Here is a 14,378-nt window from a genome sequence, read left to right as displayed (position 1 = left end):
CACGGATCTTCCTGTCAAATCAGGTGCTCTCTTTGACCACGCGCCCATGCAGCGGTTGCAGCGGCCGCGCATTGGCGCTGTAAACCTTGCGGAACGACTGGATCTGCTGCGCGCTGAGCTTGACGGGCTCCTTGAGCACCATCCACTGCACGCCTTCGGAGCAGGGTGGCGTGGTCAGCGAACCTTCGAAGCTGTAGTAACCGTGCTTTTCCGGCAGCAGGGCGGCGGGATGCAGCGCCAGGCCATCGACCGTGACCTGCTCGCCTACGCGCGGCAGGTGCGCGAAGATGGGCTCCCAGGCCTGGTTCTTCTTGCCCGGCTGGATCAGCACGGCCACCACGCCCAGGCCGCCGTCCTCGGCCTTGTGCACGAAGTGGGCGACCATCGCGGCGCGCTTGCCGCCCACGGCCTCCTCGCTGGGCGTATGGAAGTGGAACTGCAGCAGCTCCAGCGCCCGGCCGCCCACCACCAGCTTGCTGCCGGCCGGCACGTTGACCTGCACCGTGTGGCCGTTGTTGACCAGGGTGGGTGCCCCGGATGCGTACTGGAAGTCGAGCGCCGGCAAGGCCTCCTTGACCGTCTTGCGGATGTCGACAGGGCTCTGGGCCGTGCCGCGGGCGCAGGCTTCGAAGCCCTCTTCCAGCGCGCCCCAATGGGCGGCGCCATGCTTGCCCTTGTACTCCCAATGCGCGTGCGGGCCCTGGGCATTCGCCAGGGTGGCACACAGCGCCAGGCAGGCAAAGGTCACGCGTCGGATCAATTTCTGTTGTGTCATGGTTATATTGAAGGCGAGAGTGGGAAATACCGCTGCTGCCCGAAGCAAAAAACATGCGCGCACGCACATCCGGCATCGTTCAGGGGTGGCGGGGGCAGGCAGTCGGACGAAGTAGGTCAACAACGCAAAGAGGCGTGCGCAGCCAGCCTGGGGACCATCCCAGACTGCCGCGATTCTGTACAGCAATGCCCGGTTTGCGGCCCCTGGGGACGAGAGCCCCTTGGCCCATGTCAACCATACGCCAGCGCTCCGGCCCACACGCCCCCAGTGCCAGCCCGGCCCCGGCTTGCCACACAATCCGCACCATGCCCCAACTGCTGCTGGTGGACGACCACCCCCTGTTCTGCGTCGGCTTTGCCCATGCGCTGGCCCATGCCTGGCCGGGCGCCCGCGTGGACACGGCCTGCACTCTGGAGGAGGGTCTGCTGGCTGCCGCCGGCCAGCCGGGGCTGGACATCGTGCTGCTCGACCAGCGCCTGGGGGCCCACACGGGGCTGCAGGGCCTGGCGCTTTTTGCCCGGCAGTTCCCGCTGGTGGCCCGGGTGCTGATCTCGGGGGATGAAGACCCGGCCCTGCAGGCGGCGGCGCGTGGCGCGGGCGCCAGCGGCTTTCTCGGCAAGTCGCAGTCCGTGCAGGCCATGGCCGCTGCACTGGGCACCATCGCAGCAGGTGGCATGGCATTCGACATGCCGCCTGCGGCAGTGCCAGGTGAGGTGCCAGGCGCAGTGGCAGGCCCCACGGCCCGGCAGATGGAAGTGCTGCTGCTGGTGGCCCAGGGCCAGCCCAACAAGCGCATCGCCCAGGTGCTGGGCATCGCCGAGCGCACCGTCAAGCTGCACGTCACGGCACTGCTCGGTGCGCTGCAGGCGCGCAACCGCACGCACCTGGTGGCGGCGGCGCGCGAAAAAGGGCTGCTGTAGATGGCTGCATCGGCCAGCGCCGCGCCCGACGCACAGGCCCTGGACACCCTGTACCGGGGAGCGCCCCTGTCGGCACTGGTGGGGGTGGTGGAGGCCTTCTTCCTGAGCGTGCTGTTCTGGCGCGATGTGCCGGCCACCGCCATCGCCCTGTGGCTGGCGGCGTTTGCAGCCTTGCGCTGCCTGCGCATCGGCCTGGGCATGGCCTACCGCCGCAGCGCTGCCGCACCCGGCACGCGCGCTGCATTCTGGGCGCGCTGGGTGGTGGTCAGCGCACTGGCGCAGGCCCTGGCCTGGGGCGTCGGCAGTTGGGTGCTGTGGGCGCCCGCCAACCTGGTGGCCGAGATGGCGCTGCACATCGGCCTGGCCGCCGTGGTGCTGGGCAGCGTGGCCCACCTGGCGCACCACCTGCCCGCACTGGGCGCCTATGCGGTCGGCGTTTTCGGCCCGCTGGCCGCGCGCGACCTGCTGGTGGGAGAACCGCTGCACACCCTGCTGGCACTGGCGTCGGTGCTGATGGCACTGTACGTCTGGCATGCCGGCCGGGCCCAGGCGCGCACCATCGCGCAGGCCGCAGAGCAGCAGCGCGAGCGGCAGGAGCTGATTGCCGCGCTGCAGCGCGAGAACCAGGCCACCCGGCTGGCGCGCCAGGAGGCCGAGGCAGCCCATGCCTCCAAGGCGCAGTTCCTTGCCGCCGTGGGCCATGACCTGCGCCAGCCGCTCAATGCCATGCAGCTGCTGGCGTACACGCTGCAGCAGCCCGCATCGCGCGAGCGGGTGGACTACCTCGCGGCCACCCTCATGGAATGCGCCGAGAGCATGGGCTCGCTGGTGGAAGGGCTGCTGGAGCTGTCGCGGCTGGACGCCCGCTCCATCACGCCCCGCCCCACGCGCTTTGCGCTGCAGGCACTGTTCGACGAAATGGCCGGCACCTTCGGCGTGCAGGCCCAGGCCAAGGGCCTGGCGTTCACGGTGGAGCCCACCACCGCCCATGTGGAGGGCGACCGCGCGCTGCTGGCGCGCGTGCTGTCCAACCTGGTCGCCAACGCCATTCGCTATACGCCAGCAGGCTTTGTGCGGCTGGGCGCCCGCGAGCAGGGCGCCGAGGTGGAGTTTTGTGTGCACGACTCGGGCGTGGGCATCGATGCCACCGAGCTGCCGCGCATCTTTGACGAGCACTACCAGATCGGCCATCCGGAGCGCGACCGCAACCAGGGGCTGGGCCTGGGGCTGGCAACCGCCCGGCGCCTGTGCGACTTGCTGGGGCTGGAACTCACCGTGCAATCGCAACCGGGTCAGGGCAGCCGCTTTGCGCTGTGCCTGCCGCTGGCCGCGCCGGAGCCCGGTGCCGCAGGCGCCGCCGTCACCACCACAGTGGAAGAAAATGCGACGCCGCAGCCAGGGCCACCGGCGCAGCGGGTGCTGGTACTGGAAGACGATGCCGGCTCGCGCCGCGCGCTGACCGAGGTCCTGCAGGGCTGGGGCTGCGAAGTCATCGCGGCGGCCAGTCTGCAGGAGGCGATGCAGCCATGGCCAGGGCAGGCGCGGCCCGATGCCCTGGTGGTGGACTGGCACCTGCCGCACGGCGTACAAGGCCCCGAGGCGGTCGCGGCCCTGCGCAGCGCCTTCGGCTGTGCCGTGCCGGCCCTGCTGGTCACCGCCGAGGCGACACCCGAGCTGCAGGCCCGTGCCGCAGCGGCCGGCCTGCCGCTGTTGCCCAAGCCGATTGCGCCCATGAAACTGCGCGCCTTTCTGCAAAGCCAACCGACCGGGTGAACGCAGCATGGGAGGGCAAAGCAGCCACCCGACCTGCCCTTTGGTGCTATTGGCAACAGGCCACGGGCTTTCTAAGCTCGGCGGGATTCCTTCATCCGGTTCGCACCCTTCCTGAACATGCCTCCACCTTTCACCATTGCGGCGGCCACGCTGGCCACCCTGGCCCTGCTGCTCACGGCCCTGTCCCTGCATGTCTCGCGCCTGCGCATGCGCCACCGCCAGACCTGGGGCGATGGCGGGCACAAGGACCTGGCCGTGGCGGTGCGCACGCACGGCAACACGCTGGAGCAGTCGCTGCTGTTCGGCCTGCTCGTGCTGGCACAGTCAGGCGGCACGGCGGCCACGGCACTGGCAGCCGTCTGCTGCACCTTTGTCCTGGCCCGCATCGTCTACTGCACAGCCGCTTTCGGCCGCCGCCTGCCCTGGCGCCAGGCGGCCCATGCACTCACGCTGCTGTGCCAGTTGGCGGCCACCCTGCTCCTGGTGCGAGCGGCATGGACCAGCTGACCCCCGCCCTGCAGCGCTGGCACGACCAGGGCCAGTTCGCTACCGTGCGCGGCCAGCGCCTCTTCGTTGCCGAGGCGGGCCAAGGCAGCACCCTGCTGCTGGTGCATGGCTACCCCACCAGCTCCTATGACTGGCATGGCGTGTGGAACGCCCTGGCGGCCCGCTACCGCGTGATCGCCCCTGACCTGCTGGGCATGGGCTTTTCGGACAAGCCGGTGGCGCACGCCTACCGCATACAGGACCATGCCGATCTGCTCGATGCCCTGCTCGCGCAACGGGGCGTGCACCGCTGCCACATCGTCGCCCACGACCTGGGCGTGAGCATTGCGCAGGAGATGCTGGCACGCCGGGTGGAGCGGCCAGAGGCGGGGTGCCGCATCGAAACGCTGCTGTTGCTCAATGGCGGCGTGTGCCCCGAAGCGTATGCGCCGCGCCCCATACAGCACCTGCTGTCGTCCCCACTGGGACGGTGGATAGGCCCGCGCATTCCGCGGCGGGCGTTCGAGCGCACGGTGGCAGGCCTGTTCGGCGCGCGCACGCAGCCCACGGCCGGGCTGCTCGATGATTTCTGGGCCCTGCTCAACCACGGCAACGGGCGGCGCATCTCGCACCAGGTGGGGCGCTTCTACATCGAGCGCATGGCCCTGCGTGATCGCCTGGTGGCACCGCTGGTGGCCGGGGCGGTGCCGGTGCGCCTCGTCAACGGCAGCGCCGACCCCAACTCGGGCGCCCACATGGCACAGCGCTACCGCGAGGTGGTGCCGCATGCGGACGTGGTCGCGCTCGATGGCATCGGCCACTGGCCACAGATCGAGGCCCCCATGGCCATGCTGCGGGCGGTGCATGGCTTTGTTCAGTCCATCGACGCGCCGACGCAGGCGGCGCAGGCCAATGCCGGCACCACCACGATAAGCCGATAAACTGGTGGGCCCTGCGCCGCGCACCCCGTGGCGCCTTCGCCCACCGCACCGGCCCTCTGCCGGGTGCACCGATTTTTCGTGGAACCGCCATGCCCCATCTCATCGTCGAGTACTCCGGCAACCTGCCGCACTACCCCGAGGCCGAAGCGCTGACCGCGCTCAACGCCGCGCTGTGCGCCCACCCCCAGGTGCTGGACGAGCTGGACCTCAAGACCCGCTTCGTGGTGGCCGACAGTTTCGAAATCGGCACCGCACCGGCGCAGCGCGCCTTCGTGCACGCGCAGCTGCGCGTGCTCTCGGGCCGCACGCCCGAGGCCAAGAAAGAGCTGTCGGATCTGATCGCCGGCGTGCTGCGTGAACTCACCCCCAAGCCGCAGGGAGTGCTGGTGCAGCTGAGCGTGGAGATCGTGGACATGGACCGCGGCTCGTACGCCAAGGAAAAGCTATAAAAATCTGCCTGGCAGGCAGTCCCCAATGACAAAGCCGCCCTGGGCACTGCCCTGGGCGGCTTTGTCATTGCGGTAACGCAGGAAAGTCCGTGCTGCGCCCCCCTCGCATCCCCACCAGGTGGAAGGCGCACAGCACGGCCTCAAGGCCAGGGCACCCGCTGCAACAGGTGCCCCGGCCCGTCCGCCATCAGAACGTGTGGCGCACGCCGAACTCGTAGCCCGTCACGTCGTTGCCGGCGCCGACCGTAGGGCTACCCAGCGACGAGGATGAGACGGCCAGACCGCGCGTGGCGGCGCCGTCGTTGCTGATGCGCGCCACGGTGGCGTACAGTTGCGTGCGCTTGGACAGGTTGTGCCCGTAGCCAATGGCGAACTTCTGCGAGTCGGCGTTGTTCACGTCCTTGCGCTTGAAGTTGGTGTACGACACGCGCAGCTCGCCCACGCCCAGCGGCACGGTGGCGCCCAGACCAAACATGTCCACGCGGCGGCCGTTGCCGCGCTCGGTGGCGAACAAGGCCATGGGCTTGACCACGCCGAAGCTGTAGGACATGCCCACGTTGCTGGCCTTGTAGTCGACCGAGTTGGCGGTGGCGGCGCCGCCGCGCGTCTCGCCGAAGGCCACGGCCACGTTCAGGGGGCCGTTGGCGTAGCCAGCGCGCAGGGCCAGCGAGTTGCCCATGCGGTCGTTGACCTGGTTGGACAGCTGCTCGCCCAGCGCGTACTGCAACTGGCCGTAGAAGCCGCCCAGTTCGGGCAGCAGGTAGTTCAGGCCGTTGCTGGTGCGCTTGGGAGCACTGCCTTCGGGCGTGCCGGCGGCCGAGGTGGCGCTGCCGACCAGGTTGGCGCCGTTGATGCCGCCCACGCCGGAGTCGCCGAAGGGATCGAATGTTTCGATGTTCAGGTAGGCGGGCGACTTGTCGCGGCCCAGGCGTACTTCACCGAAACCGCCCGAAATGCTCACGGTGGAACGGCGGTCGAAGCGGAATCCGGCGGCGGTGCCGTTGTCGGCGGCCAGGCCACCCTCCAACCAGAAGCCGGCCTTCAGGCCACCACCGAGGTCTTCCACGCCGCGAAAGCCCAGGCGGCTGCTGGACTGACCGCCGCTGGACAGGCCGGTGACGCTGTTGGTGTTGCTGGACATGTGGACCACCGAGGCGTCGACCACGCCAAAGAGGGTGACGCTGGACTGCGCGTGGGCGCCGGCGGCAAGGGTCAGGGCTGCGAGGGCAAGGAGCTTGAGTTTCATGGAGTTCACTTCTTCGAAATGGGCAGATCACCGGGACATGGGCATGCCGCAGGGCAGGCGTCTTACCGGTCGGCACCCCATGGTGGGGCGCTGGGCTCATTAGAAAAAAGCTGTGTGACAGTGCTGGGGTAAACCCTTGCATGCCAGTGCGGAAAATAAGCATGCATAGCGACCCCCTCGCAGCTTGGTGTATACGCACAGGCAAGCGCCCGAGCGCAAAGGCGAGTGCACAGTGCACGCAAGCGCGTGCAGCCCTGCGGCTCAGGCCACCAATTGCGCGGCCAGCCAGCCGCGCAGGCTGTTGATGAAGGCCCAGCCATCGACACGCGGCAGGTCGTCGAGCCGCACCACGGCCTCTGCCACGCGGCCCTCGCGCAGGGCCACCGCACGCCCCACGCCAGGCAGCAGGCCGCAGGCCAGCGGCGGCGTGACCCAGCGGTCATCGAGCCGCAGCGCCAGGTTGCCGAAGGTGCCCTCGGTGATCTCGCCGGCACGGTTCCACAGCACCGTATCGAACACGCCGGGCGCGGTGGGCGCAAAGGCCGCGTAGTGCGCGCGGCGCGTGGTCTTGTGGCGCACGAATTCGCTGTCGGCCTCGTCGAAGGCGCGGCCGGCGAGCTGCAGGCGCACAGGCACCTGCGTGGGCTGCAGCGCAAAGGCTTCGGCGCGGGGTGCGCCCCAGCTGTCCAGCAGCAGGCGCACGCGCCATGCACCACTGGCGTGCTGCGCGGCCAGTGCCTGCAGGCAGGCATGAACGCGGGCGGCATCCCACCCGTAGCCGAAGTGCGCGGCGGCCCCGGCCATGCGCGCCAGGTGCTCGCCCAGGTGGCGCAACTGCCCTCCCTCGAGCGCCAGGGTTTCGAGCAGGTCGAACGGAGCGCTGGCGCGCTCCACGAAGGCGCGCTTGTGGCGCCATTCATGCCATTCGGCCTCGGCCTCGGCACCCGAGGTGATGCCGCTGCCGATGCCGCAGGTGGCCTGCACCGTGCCATCGCGCGCCTGCAGCACCAGGGTGCGGATGGGCACGTTGAAGGTCGCGGCCACGCCGCCCTGGCCCGGTGGCCCGTGCGGGCGTACCACGCCCACGGCGCCGCAGTACACGCCGCGCGGCGCGGGCTCCAGATCGCGGATCAGCTGCATGGCACGCACCTTGGGCGCGCCCGTGACCGAGCCGCAGGGGAACAGTGCTGCGAACACGTCGCTCAGCGTGGTTCCTGGGCGCGTTCGCGCCTGCACGTCGGACGTCATTTGCCACACGGTGGGCAGGGCCTGGGTGTGGAACAGCCGGGGCACGCGCACGCTGTGCGGCTGCGCGATGCGCGAGATATCGTTGCGCAGCAGGTCCACGACCATCACGTTCTCGGCCCGCTCCTTGGGCGCCGTGCGCAGGTGCTCGGCCTGGGCGGCATCGGCGTCGGGCGTGGCGCCACGCGGGGCCGTGCCCTTCATCGGGCGAGCAAGGATGTCGCCGCCCGCCGCATCGGTGGTCCAGTCGAAGAACAGCTCGGGCGAGACCGACAGCACCTGGGTGTCGCCCGCGTCGATGTGCGCGCAGTAGCCCTCGGGCTGGGTGCGGTGCAGCGCCTCGAACAGCGCCTGGGCGCTGCCCTGCGCACGGCCCTGCAGGGGTGCGGTGTAGTTGACCTGGTAGACCTCGCCATCGCGGATGGCCTGGTGGATGCGGGCCAGCGAGGCATCGAAGTCGGCACGCGGCAGGCCATCGGCCCATGTCACTTCGGCGCTTGCGTCAGGCTGTGGTCCATCCGGCCAGGGCAGGGCTTCATCGTGCACCGAAAACCAAGCCAACGGGCCCTGCGCCGTGTGGGTCTGCAGGGCGGTGTCAAAGGCCGCCGCAGCCTCGTAGCGTACATAGCCCACGCACCAGGCCCCGCCCTGTGCGGCGGCGTGCACCGCATCGAGCACGCCGCGCACCTCGTGCAGCGCATGGGCCACCAGCACCTCGCGCGGCGGGCCGAAAGCGTGGCGCAGGCGCGGTGTGCCGGGCTCCTGCGGCTGGGTGAAATCGATGCGCGAATGGACAGTTGTGGTCACAGGAAGGAATCTCGCCACCCGGTTCTGCGGGCAGCCGTGTCTGCAGGTTCAGGCCGCGCCCAGGTGCGGCACCAGCCCCGCGGCGGGATGGCCGCCCTTGAGCGCGGCCGTGAAGGCCAGCATGCGGTCGATGGGCTGGCGGGCGCGCGGGATCAGCGCCGGGTCGACGTGGACCGCATTCGCACCCGTTTCCAGCACGCGCGCCACGTCGGCCAGGCCGTTCATCGCCATCCAGGGGCAGTGCGCGCAGCTCTTGCAGGTGGCGCTGTTGCCGGCGGTGGGGGCTTCGTAAAAGGTCTTGCCGGGGTTGAGGGTGCGCAGCTTGTGCATCATGCCGTTGTCGGTGGCGACGATGAATTCGCGCGCATCCATCTCGCGCGCGGCCTTGAGGATGGCCGAGGTGGAGCCCACCGCATCGGCCAGCGCCACCACGTCGGCGGGGCTCTCCGGGTGCACCAGCACCTTGGCCCCAGGGTGCGCCTGCTTGAGCGCCTCCAGCTCGAAGGCCTTGAACTCGTCGTGCACGATGCAGGCGCCGTTCCAGAACAGCATGTCGGCGCCGGTCTCGCGCTGGATGTAGGCGCCCAGGTGGCGGTCGGGCGCCCACAGAATCTTGTGGCCCGCCGCCTTGAGGGCGCCGACGATCTCGAGCGCGCAGCTCGACGTCACGAGCCAGTCCGCCCGCGCCTTCACGGCCGCACTGGTGTTGGCATACACCACCACGGTGCGGTCCGGGTGGGCGTCGCAGAAGGCACTGAATTCGTCGACCGGACAGCCCAGGTCGAGCGAGCAGGTGGCATCGAGGTCGGGCATGAGCACGGTCTTCTCGGGCGAGAGGATCTTCGCCGTCTCGCCCATGAAACGCACGCCCGAGACCACCAGGGTCTGCGCCGCATGGTCGCGGCCAAAGCGCGCCATCTCCAGCGAATCGCTGACCAGGCCGCCGGTTTCCTCGGCCAGGTCCTGCAGGTCGGGGTGCACGTAGTAGTGCGAGACCATGACCGCATTCTTCTCCTTGAGCAGGCGGCGGATGCGGTCCTTGAGCGCTGCGCGCTCGGCCTGCGAGGGCTCGGGCGGCACGCGGGCCCAGGCGTGCTTCGTCGAGCAGACAGCGCCGCCGTCCTCCAGCACCGCAAGCGGCTGGTCGTACTCGACGTCGATGCGGTTCAGCGTGGCCGTGTTGCTCATGACAGTTCCTGCAGCCGCATCGAAAAATCGGTGGCCTTCACGTCCTTGGTCAGCGTGCCGATGGAGATGCGGTCCACGCCGGTCTCGGCCAGTTCGCGCAGGCCATCGAGCGTGACGCCGCCCGAGATTTCGAGGATGGCGCGGCCGGCATTGGTGCGCACGGCCTCGCGCAGCAGGGGCAGGGGCATGTTGTCGAGCAGCACCATGGTGGCGCCTGCGTCGAGCGCCTCGGTCAGTTGTGCGAGCGTCTCGACCTCGATCTCGATGAAGGCGGCCTGCGCAGCCACCTGCTGCGCGGCGCGCAGCACGGCTGTGACGCCACCGGCGGCGACGATGTGGTTTTCCTTGATCAGCACGGCATCGTGCAGGCCGATGCGGTGGTTGGTGCCGCCGCCCACGCGCACGGCGTACTTCTGCGCCAGACGCAGGCCGGGCAGGGTCTTGCGCGTGTCCACGATGCGCGCGCGCGTGCCGGCGACCACGTCGGCATAGGTGGCCGTCTTGGTGGCCACAGCCGACAGCAGCTGCAAAAAGTTGAGCGCCGTGCGCTCGGCGCTGAGCAGCGCACGCGCGCTGCCCTCGATCTCCAGCACCACCTGATCGGGCGCGCAGCGCTGGCCTTCGGCCACCTGCCAGGTGAGCTGCACGTCCGGGTCGAGGGCACGCAGGGCGGCCTCCACCCAGGGCGTGCCGCAGATCACGGCGGCCTCGCGCGCAAGGATGCGCGCGCGGGCGCGGCGTGCGGGGTCGATCAGGCCGGCAGTCAGGTCACCGCTGCCCACGTCTTCTGCCAGGGCGCGGGCCACGTCGGCACGGGCCAGGGCGGCCACGTCGGCACTTTTTTCATCGTCGCTGGGATGGGTCATGGGGCGCGAGCATAGCGGCTTCTGGGAACGGGTTTTGGGACACCGCTGTCCCGGCTGCATACCCCCTACACTCGCGCCATTTTGTTCAGGGGAGCCCCATGACCGATCCAACGCCTTCCGCCACGCCCTACGGCACGCTGCCACCGGCCTCGCCCCTGCCCCAGCGCCGCCCCATGAGCCTGCCGCGCCTGGCACAGATGCGGGATGCGGGCGAGAAGATATGCATGCTCACGGCCTACGACGCCACCTTTGCAGCCGTCGCCGATGCCGCGGGCGTGGAGTGCATCCTCGTCGGCGATTCGCTGGGCATGGTCTGCCAGGGCCTGCCCAGCACCGTGGGCGTAACGCTGGACAGCATGGCCTACCACACGGCCAGCGTGGCGCGCGGCCTGCACCGGGTGCAGGGCACGGCCTGGCTGGTGGCCGACCTGCCTTACGGCACCTATGCCGAGAGCCGCGAGCAGGCCTTGCGCAGCGCCTGCGTGCTGATGCAGGCCGGCGCGCACATGGTCAAGCTCGAAGGCGGCGGCTGGACCACGCCCACGGTGGAGTTCCTGGTGCAGCGCGGCGTGCCGGTGTGCGCGCACCTGGGCCTGACGCCGCAAACGGTACACGCCCTGGGCGGCTACCGCGTGCAGGGCCGCAGCGACGACGCAGCGCGCACCTTGCGCAAGCATGCGCACGAGCTGCAGGACGCCGGCGCCGCCATGCTGGTGCTGGAGATGGTGCCCGCCGTGCTGGCCGCCGACCTCACCGGGGAACTGGCGCACTGCCACACCATCGGCATCGGCGCAGGCAACGGCACGGCCGGCCAGGTGCTGGTGTTGCACGACATGCTGGGCATGAACCTGGGCAAGAACCCGAAGTTCGTCCACAACTTCATGCAGGACGCCGGCAGCGTGCGCGGCGCCATCGAGGCCTATGTACTGGCCGTCAAAGAGGGGCGTTTTCCCGACAACGCCCTGCATGCCTGGTAGCCGGGCGTACACGCTTTTCCCCTTGCTCTTTTCTTTCTTCTTTCTTGCTTGCTGATTCGCCATGCTGATTGCCCACACCATCGACGACCTGCGCCAGGCCCTGGCGCCCTACCGCCGCCCGGCCTTCGTGCCCACCATGGGCAACCTGCACGACGGCCACATCGCGCTGGTGGAGCAGGCGCTGCCCCTGGGCGACGTCACTGTGGCCAGCATCTTCGTGAACCGCCTGCAGTTCTTGCCGCACGAGGATTTCGACAGCTACCCACGCACCTGGGAGGCCGACTGCAACCGCCTGCAGGCCGCAGGCTGCAAAGTGCTCTTCGCCCCGCGCGAGGCCGACCTGTATCCCGAGCCCCAGACCTTCAAGGTGCACCCCGACCCGGCCCTGGCCGACCTGCTGGAAGGCCATTTTCGCCCCGGTTTCTTCACCGGGGTGGCGACGGTGGTGATGAAGCTTTTTGCCTGCGTGCTAGGCCAGAGCGGCGGCACGGCGGTGTTCGGCAAGAAGGACTACCAGCAACTCCTGGTGATCCGCCAGATGGTGCGCCAGTTCGCACTGCCCATCACCGTGGTCGCCGGCGAGACCTGCCGCGCGCCCGACGGCCTGGCCCTGAGTTCGCGCAATGGCTACCTCAGCCTGCAGGAGCGGCAGGAGGCGGTGGCCTTGTCGCAGGCCTTGCGCCAGCTGGCTGTGCGCTGGGGACAGCAGCCAGGGGTGGAGTGGGAGCATCAGGCGATGGATGGGTTGCGGGCGCGGGGGTGGCAGCCGGACTATCTGACGGTAAGGCGGCGGGTGGATTTGCAGCCGGCCACGGCTGGGGATGCTGTGGGGGCGTTGTTGGTGTTGGGGGCGGCGCGGTTGGGGGCTACGAGATTGATTGACAACTTGGAGTTCTGACTCTTTGTTGGGGTGGCATGCTTGATTGAAGGGCGGAGGCCGGGGTGTGCGCCCGGCGGCGCACCTACCTTCTTTTGCGTCGCCAAAAGAAGGTAGGCCAAGAAAAGGCGACCCCGCTGCCCGTGTCCCCCTCGCACTGCGTACGAGGGGGCAGCCTGCGATGCTCGAAGCTGGGGTGCGCCTCGGAACTCGCTGCGTTCTTCGAACTCCGCTCAAACATCTGCGGCGAGCCAGATCACGAAGCGCGTGTGTCCTGCGGCACACGCGCCACCCCAGCTTCTGCGCTTCTCGGCACGGTCAGAAGGGGGTGGGAGCGGGCTCCACACGGGCCATTGCTTCGCTCGGCCTGTGGTCCTTCGCTGCGCTCGGCTCGCCAGAGCGATTGCGCCCGCACCGTCGGCAGCGCGTAACCGACCCCAGGCGCAGCTGCGAAGCAGCAGCCGTGTGGTACCCGCTCCCCACCCCTGCTGGCTGCGCCGAGAAGCGCAGGGCCTGGGGTGGGTGCGTGTGCCGAAGGACACACGCACTTCGTGATCTGGCTTGCCGATGCTGTCTGAGCGGAGTTCGAAGAACGCAGCGAGTTCATCGGCACCACCCCAGGACCGAGCATCGCAGGTTGCCCCCATCGCCCACCGGGCGATGGGGGACGCAGACTGGGGGCCGCCTTCTCTTTGGTGACTTTCTCTTGGCGGCCAAGAGAAAGTTACTGCGCCGCCGGGCGCACATCCCGGCTCCCTCCCTCAATCCAGGCATGCACCTACCACCACCAAACAGACGAACAGACGAACAGACGAACATCCCATCAAACCAACCGCCCAAGCCTCTCCGTCAAATCATCAGCCTCCAACCCCAAAGCCTCCACCATCCACCCCACCTCCTCCAACGCCGCCCGGTACAACGGCAACACCAGGCTCACACTGAACGGCACCGAAAACCCCATCCTGCGCACCACCACCCCCTGCTCCGCCACGGCCAGCGCCGTGAGCGGATTGACAACAGCCACCCCCAGCCCGCGCTGCACCATCGCGCACACCGCCACCGCGCTGTGCGTCTCCATGCGCATCAGCCGCTGTACGCCGGCTTCGGCGAACAGGGCGTCGATCTGGCGGCGGTAGGGGTCATCCGCTGAAAGGCTCACGAACGGCTGGTCGGCAAAATCCGCCAGCTGCAGCACCGGCCGCGCGGCCAACGCATGGCCTTCGGGCAGCACGGCCACCTCGTCCAGGGTCAGCAACAGCTGCGAGCGCGTGCCGGGCGGGTTGGAGATCTGCTCGCTCAAGCCCATGTCGAAGCGCTGGGCAGTCATCCACTCCTCCAGCAAAGGCGGCTCCTGGGGTGTGACGGAGACGCGGGCGCCCGGGTGGGCGGCGAGCATGCGCGCGGCCGCGCCGGGCAGCAGGGCATGGCTAAGGGCTGGCAGGCACAGCACCGACAGGGACTGCGCGGCGTCCGCAGAGCGCCCCAAGGCCAAGGCCCGGTCCACCACACGATCCAGGCCCTGCCAGGAGCGCTGCACCTCGTCCCACAGTGCCAATGCCCGGGCATGGGGGCGCAGCCGACCCTGCACGCGGTCGAACAGGGTGTAGCCCAGCAGGGACTCCAGGCGCGCCAGCTCGCGGCTCACCGTCGGTTGCGAGGTGTGCAGCAGCTCGGCGGCACCGGTCACGCTGCCGGCCACCATGACGGCACGAAAGATCTCGATGTGGCGGTGGGTGATGCGAAGGGCGTTGTCGTCGCTGGAGTTCATGACCAAGAAGCATATCTAAAATGAATGGATATGAAAAACAAGGCATTGGACTGAATGACT

At 69.2% G+C, this 14,378-nt stretch carries 13 protein-coding genes; 7 read left to right on the top strand and 6 right to left on the bottom strand.

What is annotated here, in order from left to right; genetic code table 11:
- Nucleotides 1-19 precede the first annotated feature (19 nt).
- Complete coding sequence (locus tag ACSQ9E_RS02055) at nt 20-775, bottom strand: carbonic anhydrase (RefSeq protein ID WP_436216757.1); 756 nt, start codon at nt 773-775, stop codon at nt 20-22.
- Nucleotides 776-1,080: 305 nt separating this feature from the next.
- Between ACSQ9E_RS02055 and ACSQ9E_RS02050 the strand changes: the two genes are divergently transcribed.
- From ACSQ9E_RS02050 to ACSQ9E_RS02030, 5 genes are all read left to right on the top strand, one after another.
- Nucleotides 1,081-1,695, top strand: coding sequence for a response regulator transcription factor (locus ACSQ9E_RS02050; RefSeq protein ID WP_436216756.1), 615 nt, complete (start codon nt 1,081-1,083; stop codon nt 1,693-1,695).
- Complete coding sequence (locus ACSQ9E_RS02045) at nt 1,696-3,468, top strand: ATP-binding response regulator (protein WP_436216755.1); 1,773 nt, start codon at nt 1,696-1,698, stop codon at nt 3,466-3,468.
- Between the two features lie 117 nt (nt 3,469-3,585).
- Nucleotides 3,586-3,975 (top strand): MAPEG family protein, encoded by a 390-nt coding sequence (locus tag ACSQ9E_RS02040; RefSeq protein ID WP_436216754.1) that lies wholly within the window; start codon nt 3,586-3,588, stop codon nt 3,973-3,975.
- Nucleotides 3,963-4,895, top strand: coding sequence for an alpha/beta fold hydrolase (locus ACSQ9E_RS02035; protein ID WP_436216753.1), 933 nt, complete (start codon nt 3,963-3,965; stop codon nt 4,893-4,895). Before ACSQ9E_RS02040 ends, ACSQ9E_RS02035 begins: the two co-directional genes overlap by 13 nt.
- 89 nt (nt 4,896-4,984) lie before the next feature.
- Complete coding sequence (locus ACSQ9E_RS02030) at nt 4,985-5,344, top strand: 5-carboxymethyl-2-hydroxymuconate Delta-isomerase (RefSeq protein WP_057201879.1); 360 nt, start codon at nt 4,985-4,987, stop codon at nt 5,342-5,344.
- Between the two features lie 187 nt (nt 5,345-5,531).
- Here ACSQ9E_RS02030 and ACSQ9E_RS02025 read toward each other — a convergent pair whose 3' ends face one another.
- The 4 genes from ACSQ9E_RS02025 to nadC all read right to left on the bottom strand — a co-directional run bounded on the left by ACSQ9E_RS02025 (nt 5,532) and on the right by nadC (nt 10,696).
- On the bottom strand, nt 5,532-6,590 hold the full coding sequence (locus tag ACSQ9E_RS02025; RefSeq protein WP_436216752.1) for a porin: 1,059 nt from the start codon (nt 6,588-6,590) through the stop codon (nt 5,532-5,534).
- Nucleotides 6,591-6,851: 261 nt separating this feature from the next.
- On the bottom strand, nt 6,852-8,642 hold the full coding sequence (locus tag ACSQ9E_RS02020) for a chorismate-binding protein (RefSeq protein WP_436216751.1): 1,791 nt from the start codon (nt 8,640-8,642) through the stop codon (nt 6,852-6,854).
- 48 nt (nt 8,643-8,690) lie between these two features.
- A complete protein-coding gene (gene nadA, locus ACSQ9E_RS02015) occupies nt 8,691-9,830 on the bottom strand; it encodes a quinolinate synthase NadA (RefSeq protein WP_436216750.1) in 1,140 nt (379 codons plus the stop codon).
- Nucleotides 9,827-10,696: a carboxylating nicotinate-nucleotide diphosphorylase gene (nadC, locus tag ACSQ9E_RS02010; RefSeq protein ID WP_436216749.1), complete on the bottom strand. Its 870-nt coding sequence runs from the start codon at nt 10,694-10,696 to the stop codon at nt 9,827-9,829. Before nadC ends, nadA begins: the two co-directional genes overlap by 4 nt.
- A gap of 98 nt (nt 10,697-10,794) precedes the next feature.
- Here nadC and panB point away from each other — a divergent pair, with 98 nt between their 5' ends.
- Nucleotides 10,795-11,673, top strand: a complete 879-nt coding sequence (gene panB / locus ACSQ9E_RS02005; RefSeq protein ID WP_436216748.1) for a 3-methyl-2-oxobutanoate hydroxymethyltransferase — start codon at nt 10,795-10,797, stop codon at nt 11,671-11,673.
- A 61-nt stretch (nt 11,674-11,734) separates the two neighbouring features.
- Nucleotides 11,735-12,571 carry a pantoate--beta-alanine ligase gene (panC, locus tag ACSQ9E_RS02000; RefSeq protein ID WP_436216747.1) on the top strand — a complete coding sequence of 279 codons (837 nt, stop codon included), beginning with the start codon at nt 11,735-11,737 and terminating at the stop codon, nt 12,569-12,571.
- Nucleotides 12,572-13,373: 802 nt separating this feature from the next.
- Here panC and ACSQ9E_RS01995 read toward each other — a convergent pair.
- Entirely contained in the window at nt 13,374-14,318 is a 945-nt protein-coding gene (locus tag ACSQ9E_RS01995) for a LysR family transcriptional regulator (RefSeq protein ID WP_436216746.1), read from the bottom strand.
- Nucleotides 14,319-14,378: the final 60 nt, after the last annotated feature.

The sequence above is a fragment of the Acidovorax sp. LjRoot118 genome (assembly GCF_964253575.1).
Classification (GTDB): Bacteria; Pseudomonadota; Gammaproteobacteria; order Burkholderiales; family Burkholderiaceae_C; genus Acidovorax.
This window is presented reverse-complemented; position numbering and strand designations above follow the sequence as displayed.

Coding starts and splice junctions, on each gene's coding strand:
- ACSQ9E_RS02025 (WP_436216752.1), bottom strand. CDS start 6,590: ATGAAACTCAAGCTCCTTGCCCTCGCAGCCCTGACCCTTGCCGCCGGC.
- ACSQ9E_RS01995 (WP_436216746.1), bottom strand. CDS start 14,318: ATGAACTCCAGCGACGACAACGCCCTTCGCATCACCCACCGCCACATC.
- ACSQ9E_RS02030 (WP_057201879.1), top strand. CDS start 4,985: ATGCCCCATCTCATCGTCGAGTACTCCGGCAACCTGCCGCACTACCCC.
- ACSQ9E_RS02045 (WP_436216755.1), top strand. CDS start 1,696: ATGGCTGCATCGGCCAGCGCCGCGCCCGACGCACAGGCCCTGGACACC.
- nadA (WP_436216750.1), bottom strand. CDS start 9,830: ATGAGCAACACGGCCACGCTGAACCGCATCGACGTCGAGTACGACCAG.
- ACSQ9E_RS02035 (WP_436216753.1), top strand. CDS start 3,963: ATGGACCAGCTGACCCCCGCCCTGCAGCGCTGGCACGACCAGGGCCAG.
- ACSQ9E_RS02055 (WP_436216757.1), bottom strand. CDS start 775: ATGACACAACAGAAATTGATCCGACGCGTGACCTTTGCCTGCCTGGCG.
- nadC (WP_436216749.1), bottom strand. CDS start 10,696: ATGACCCATCCCAGCGACGATGAAAAAAGTGCCGACGTGGCCGCCCTG.
- panB (WP_436216748.1), top strand. CDS start 10,795: ATGACCGATCCAACGCCTTCCGCCACGCCCTACGGCACGCTGCCACCG.
- panC (WP_436216747.1), top strand. CDS start 11,735: ATGCTGATTGCCCACACCATCGACGACCTGCGCCAGGCCCTGGCGCCC.
- ACSQ9E_RS02050 (WP_436216756.1), top strand. CDS start 1,081: ATGCCCCAACTGCTGCTGGTGGACGACCACCCCCTGTTCTGCGTCGGC.
- ACSQ9E_RS02040 (WP_436216754.1), top strand. CDS start 3,586: ATGCCTCCACCTTTCACCATTGCGGCGGCCACGCTGGCCACCCTGGCC.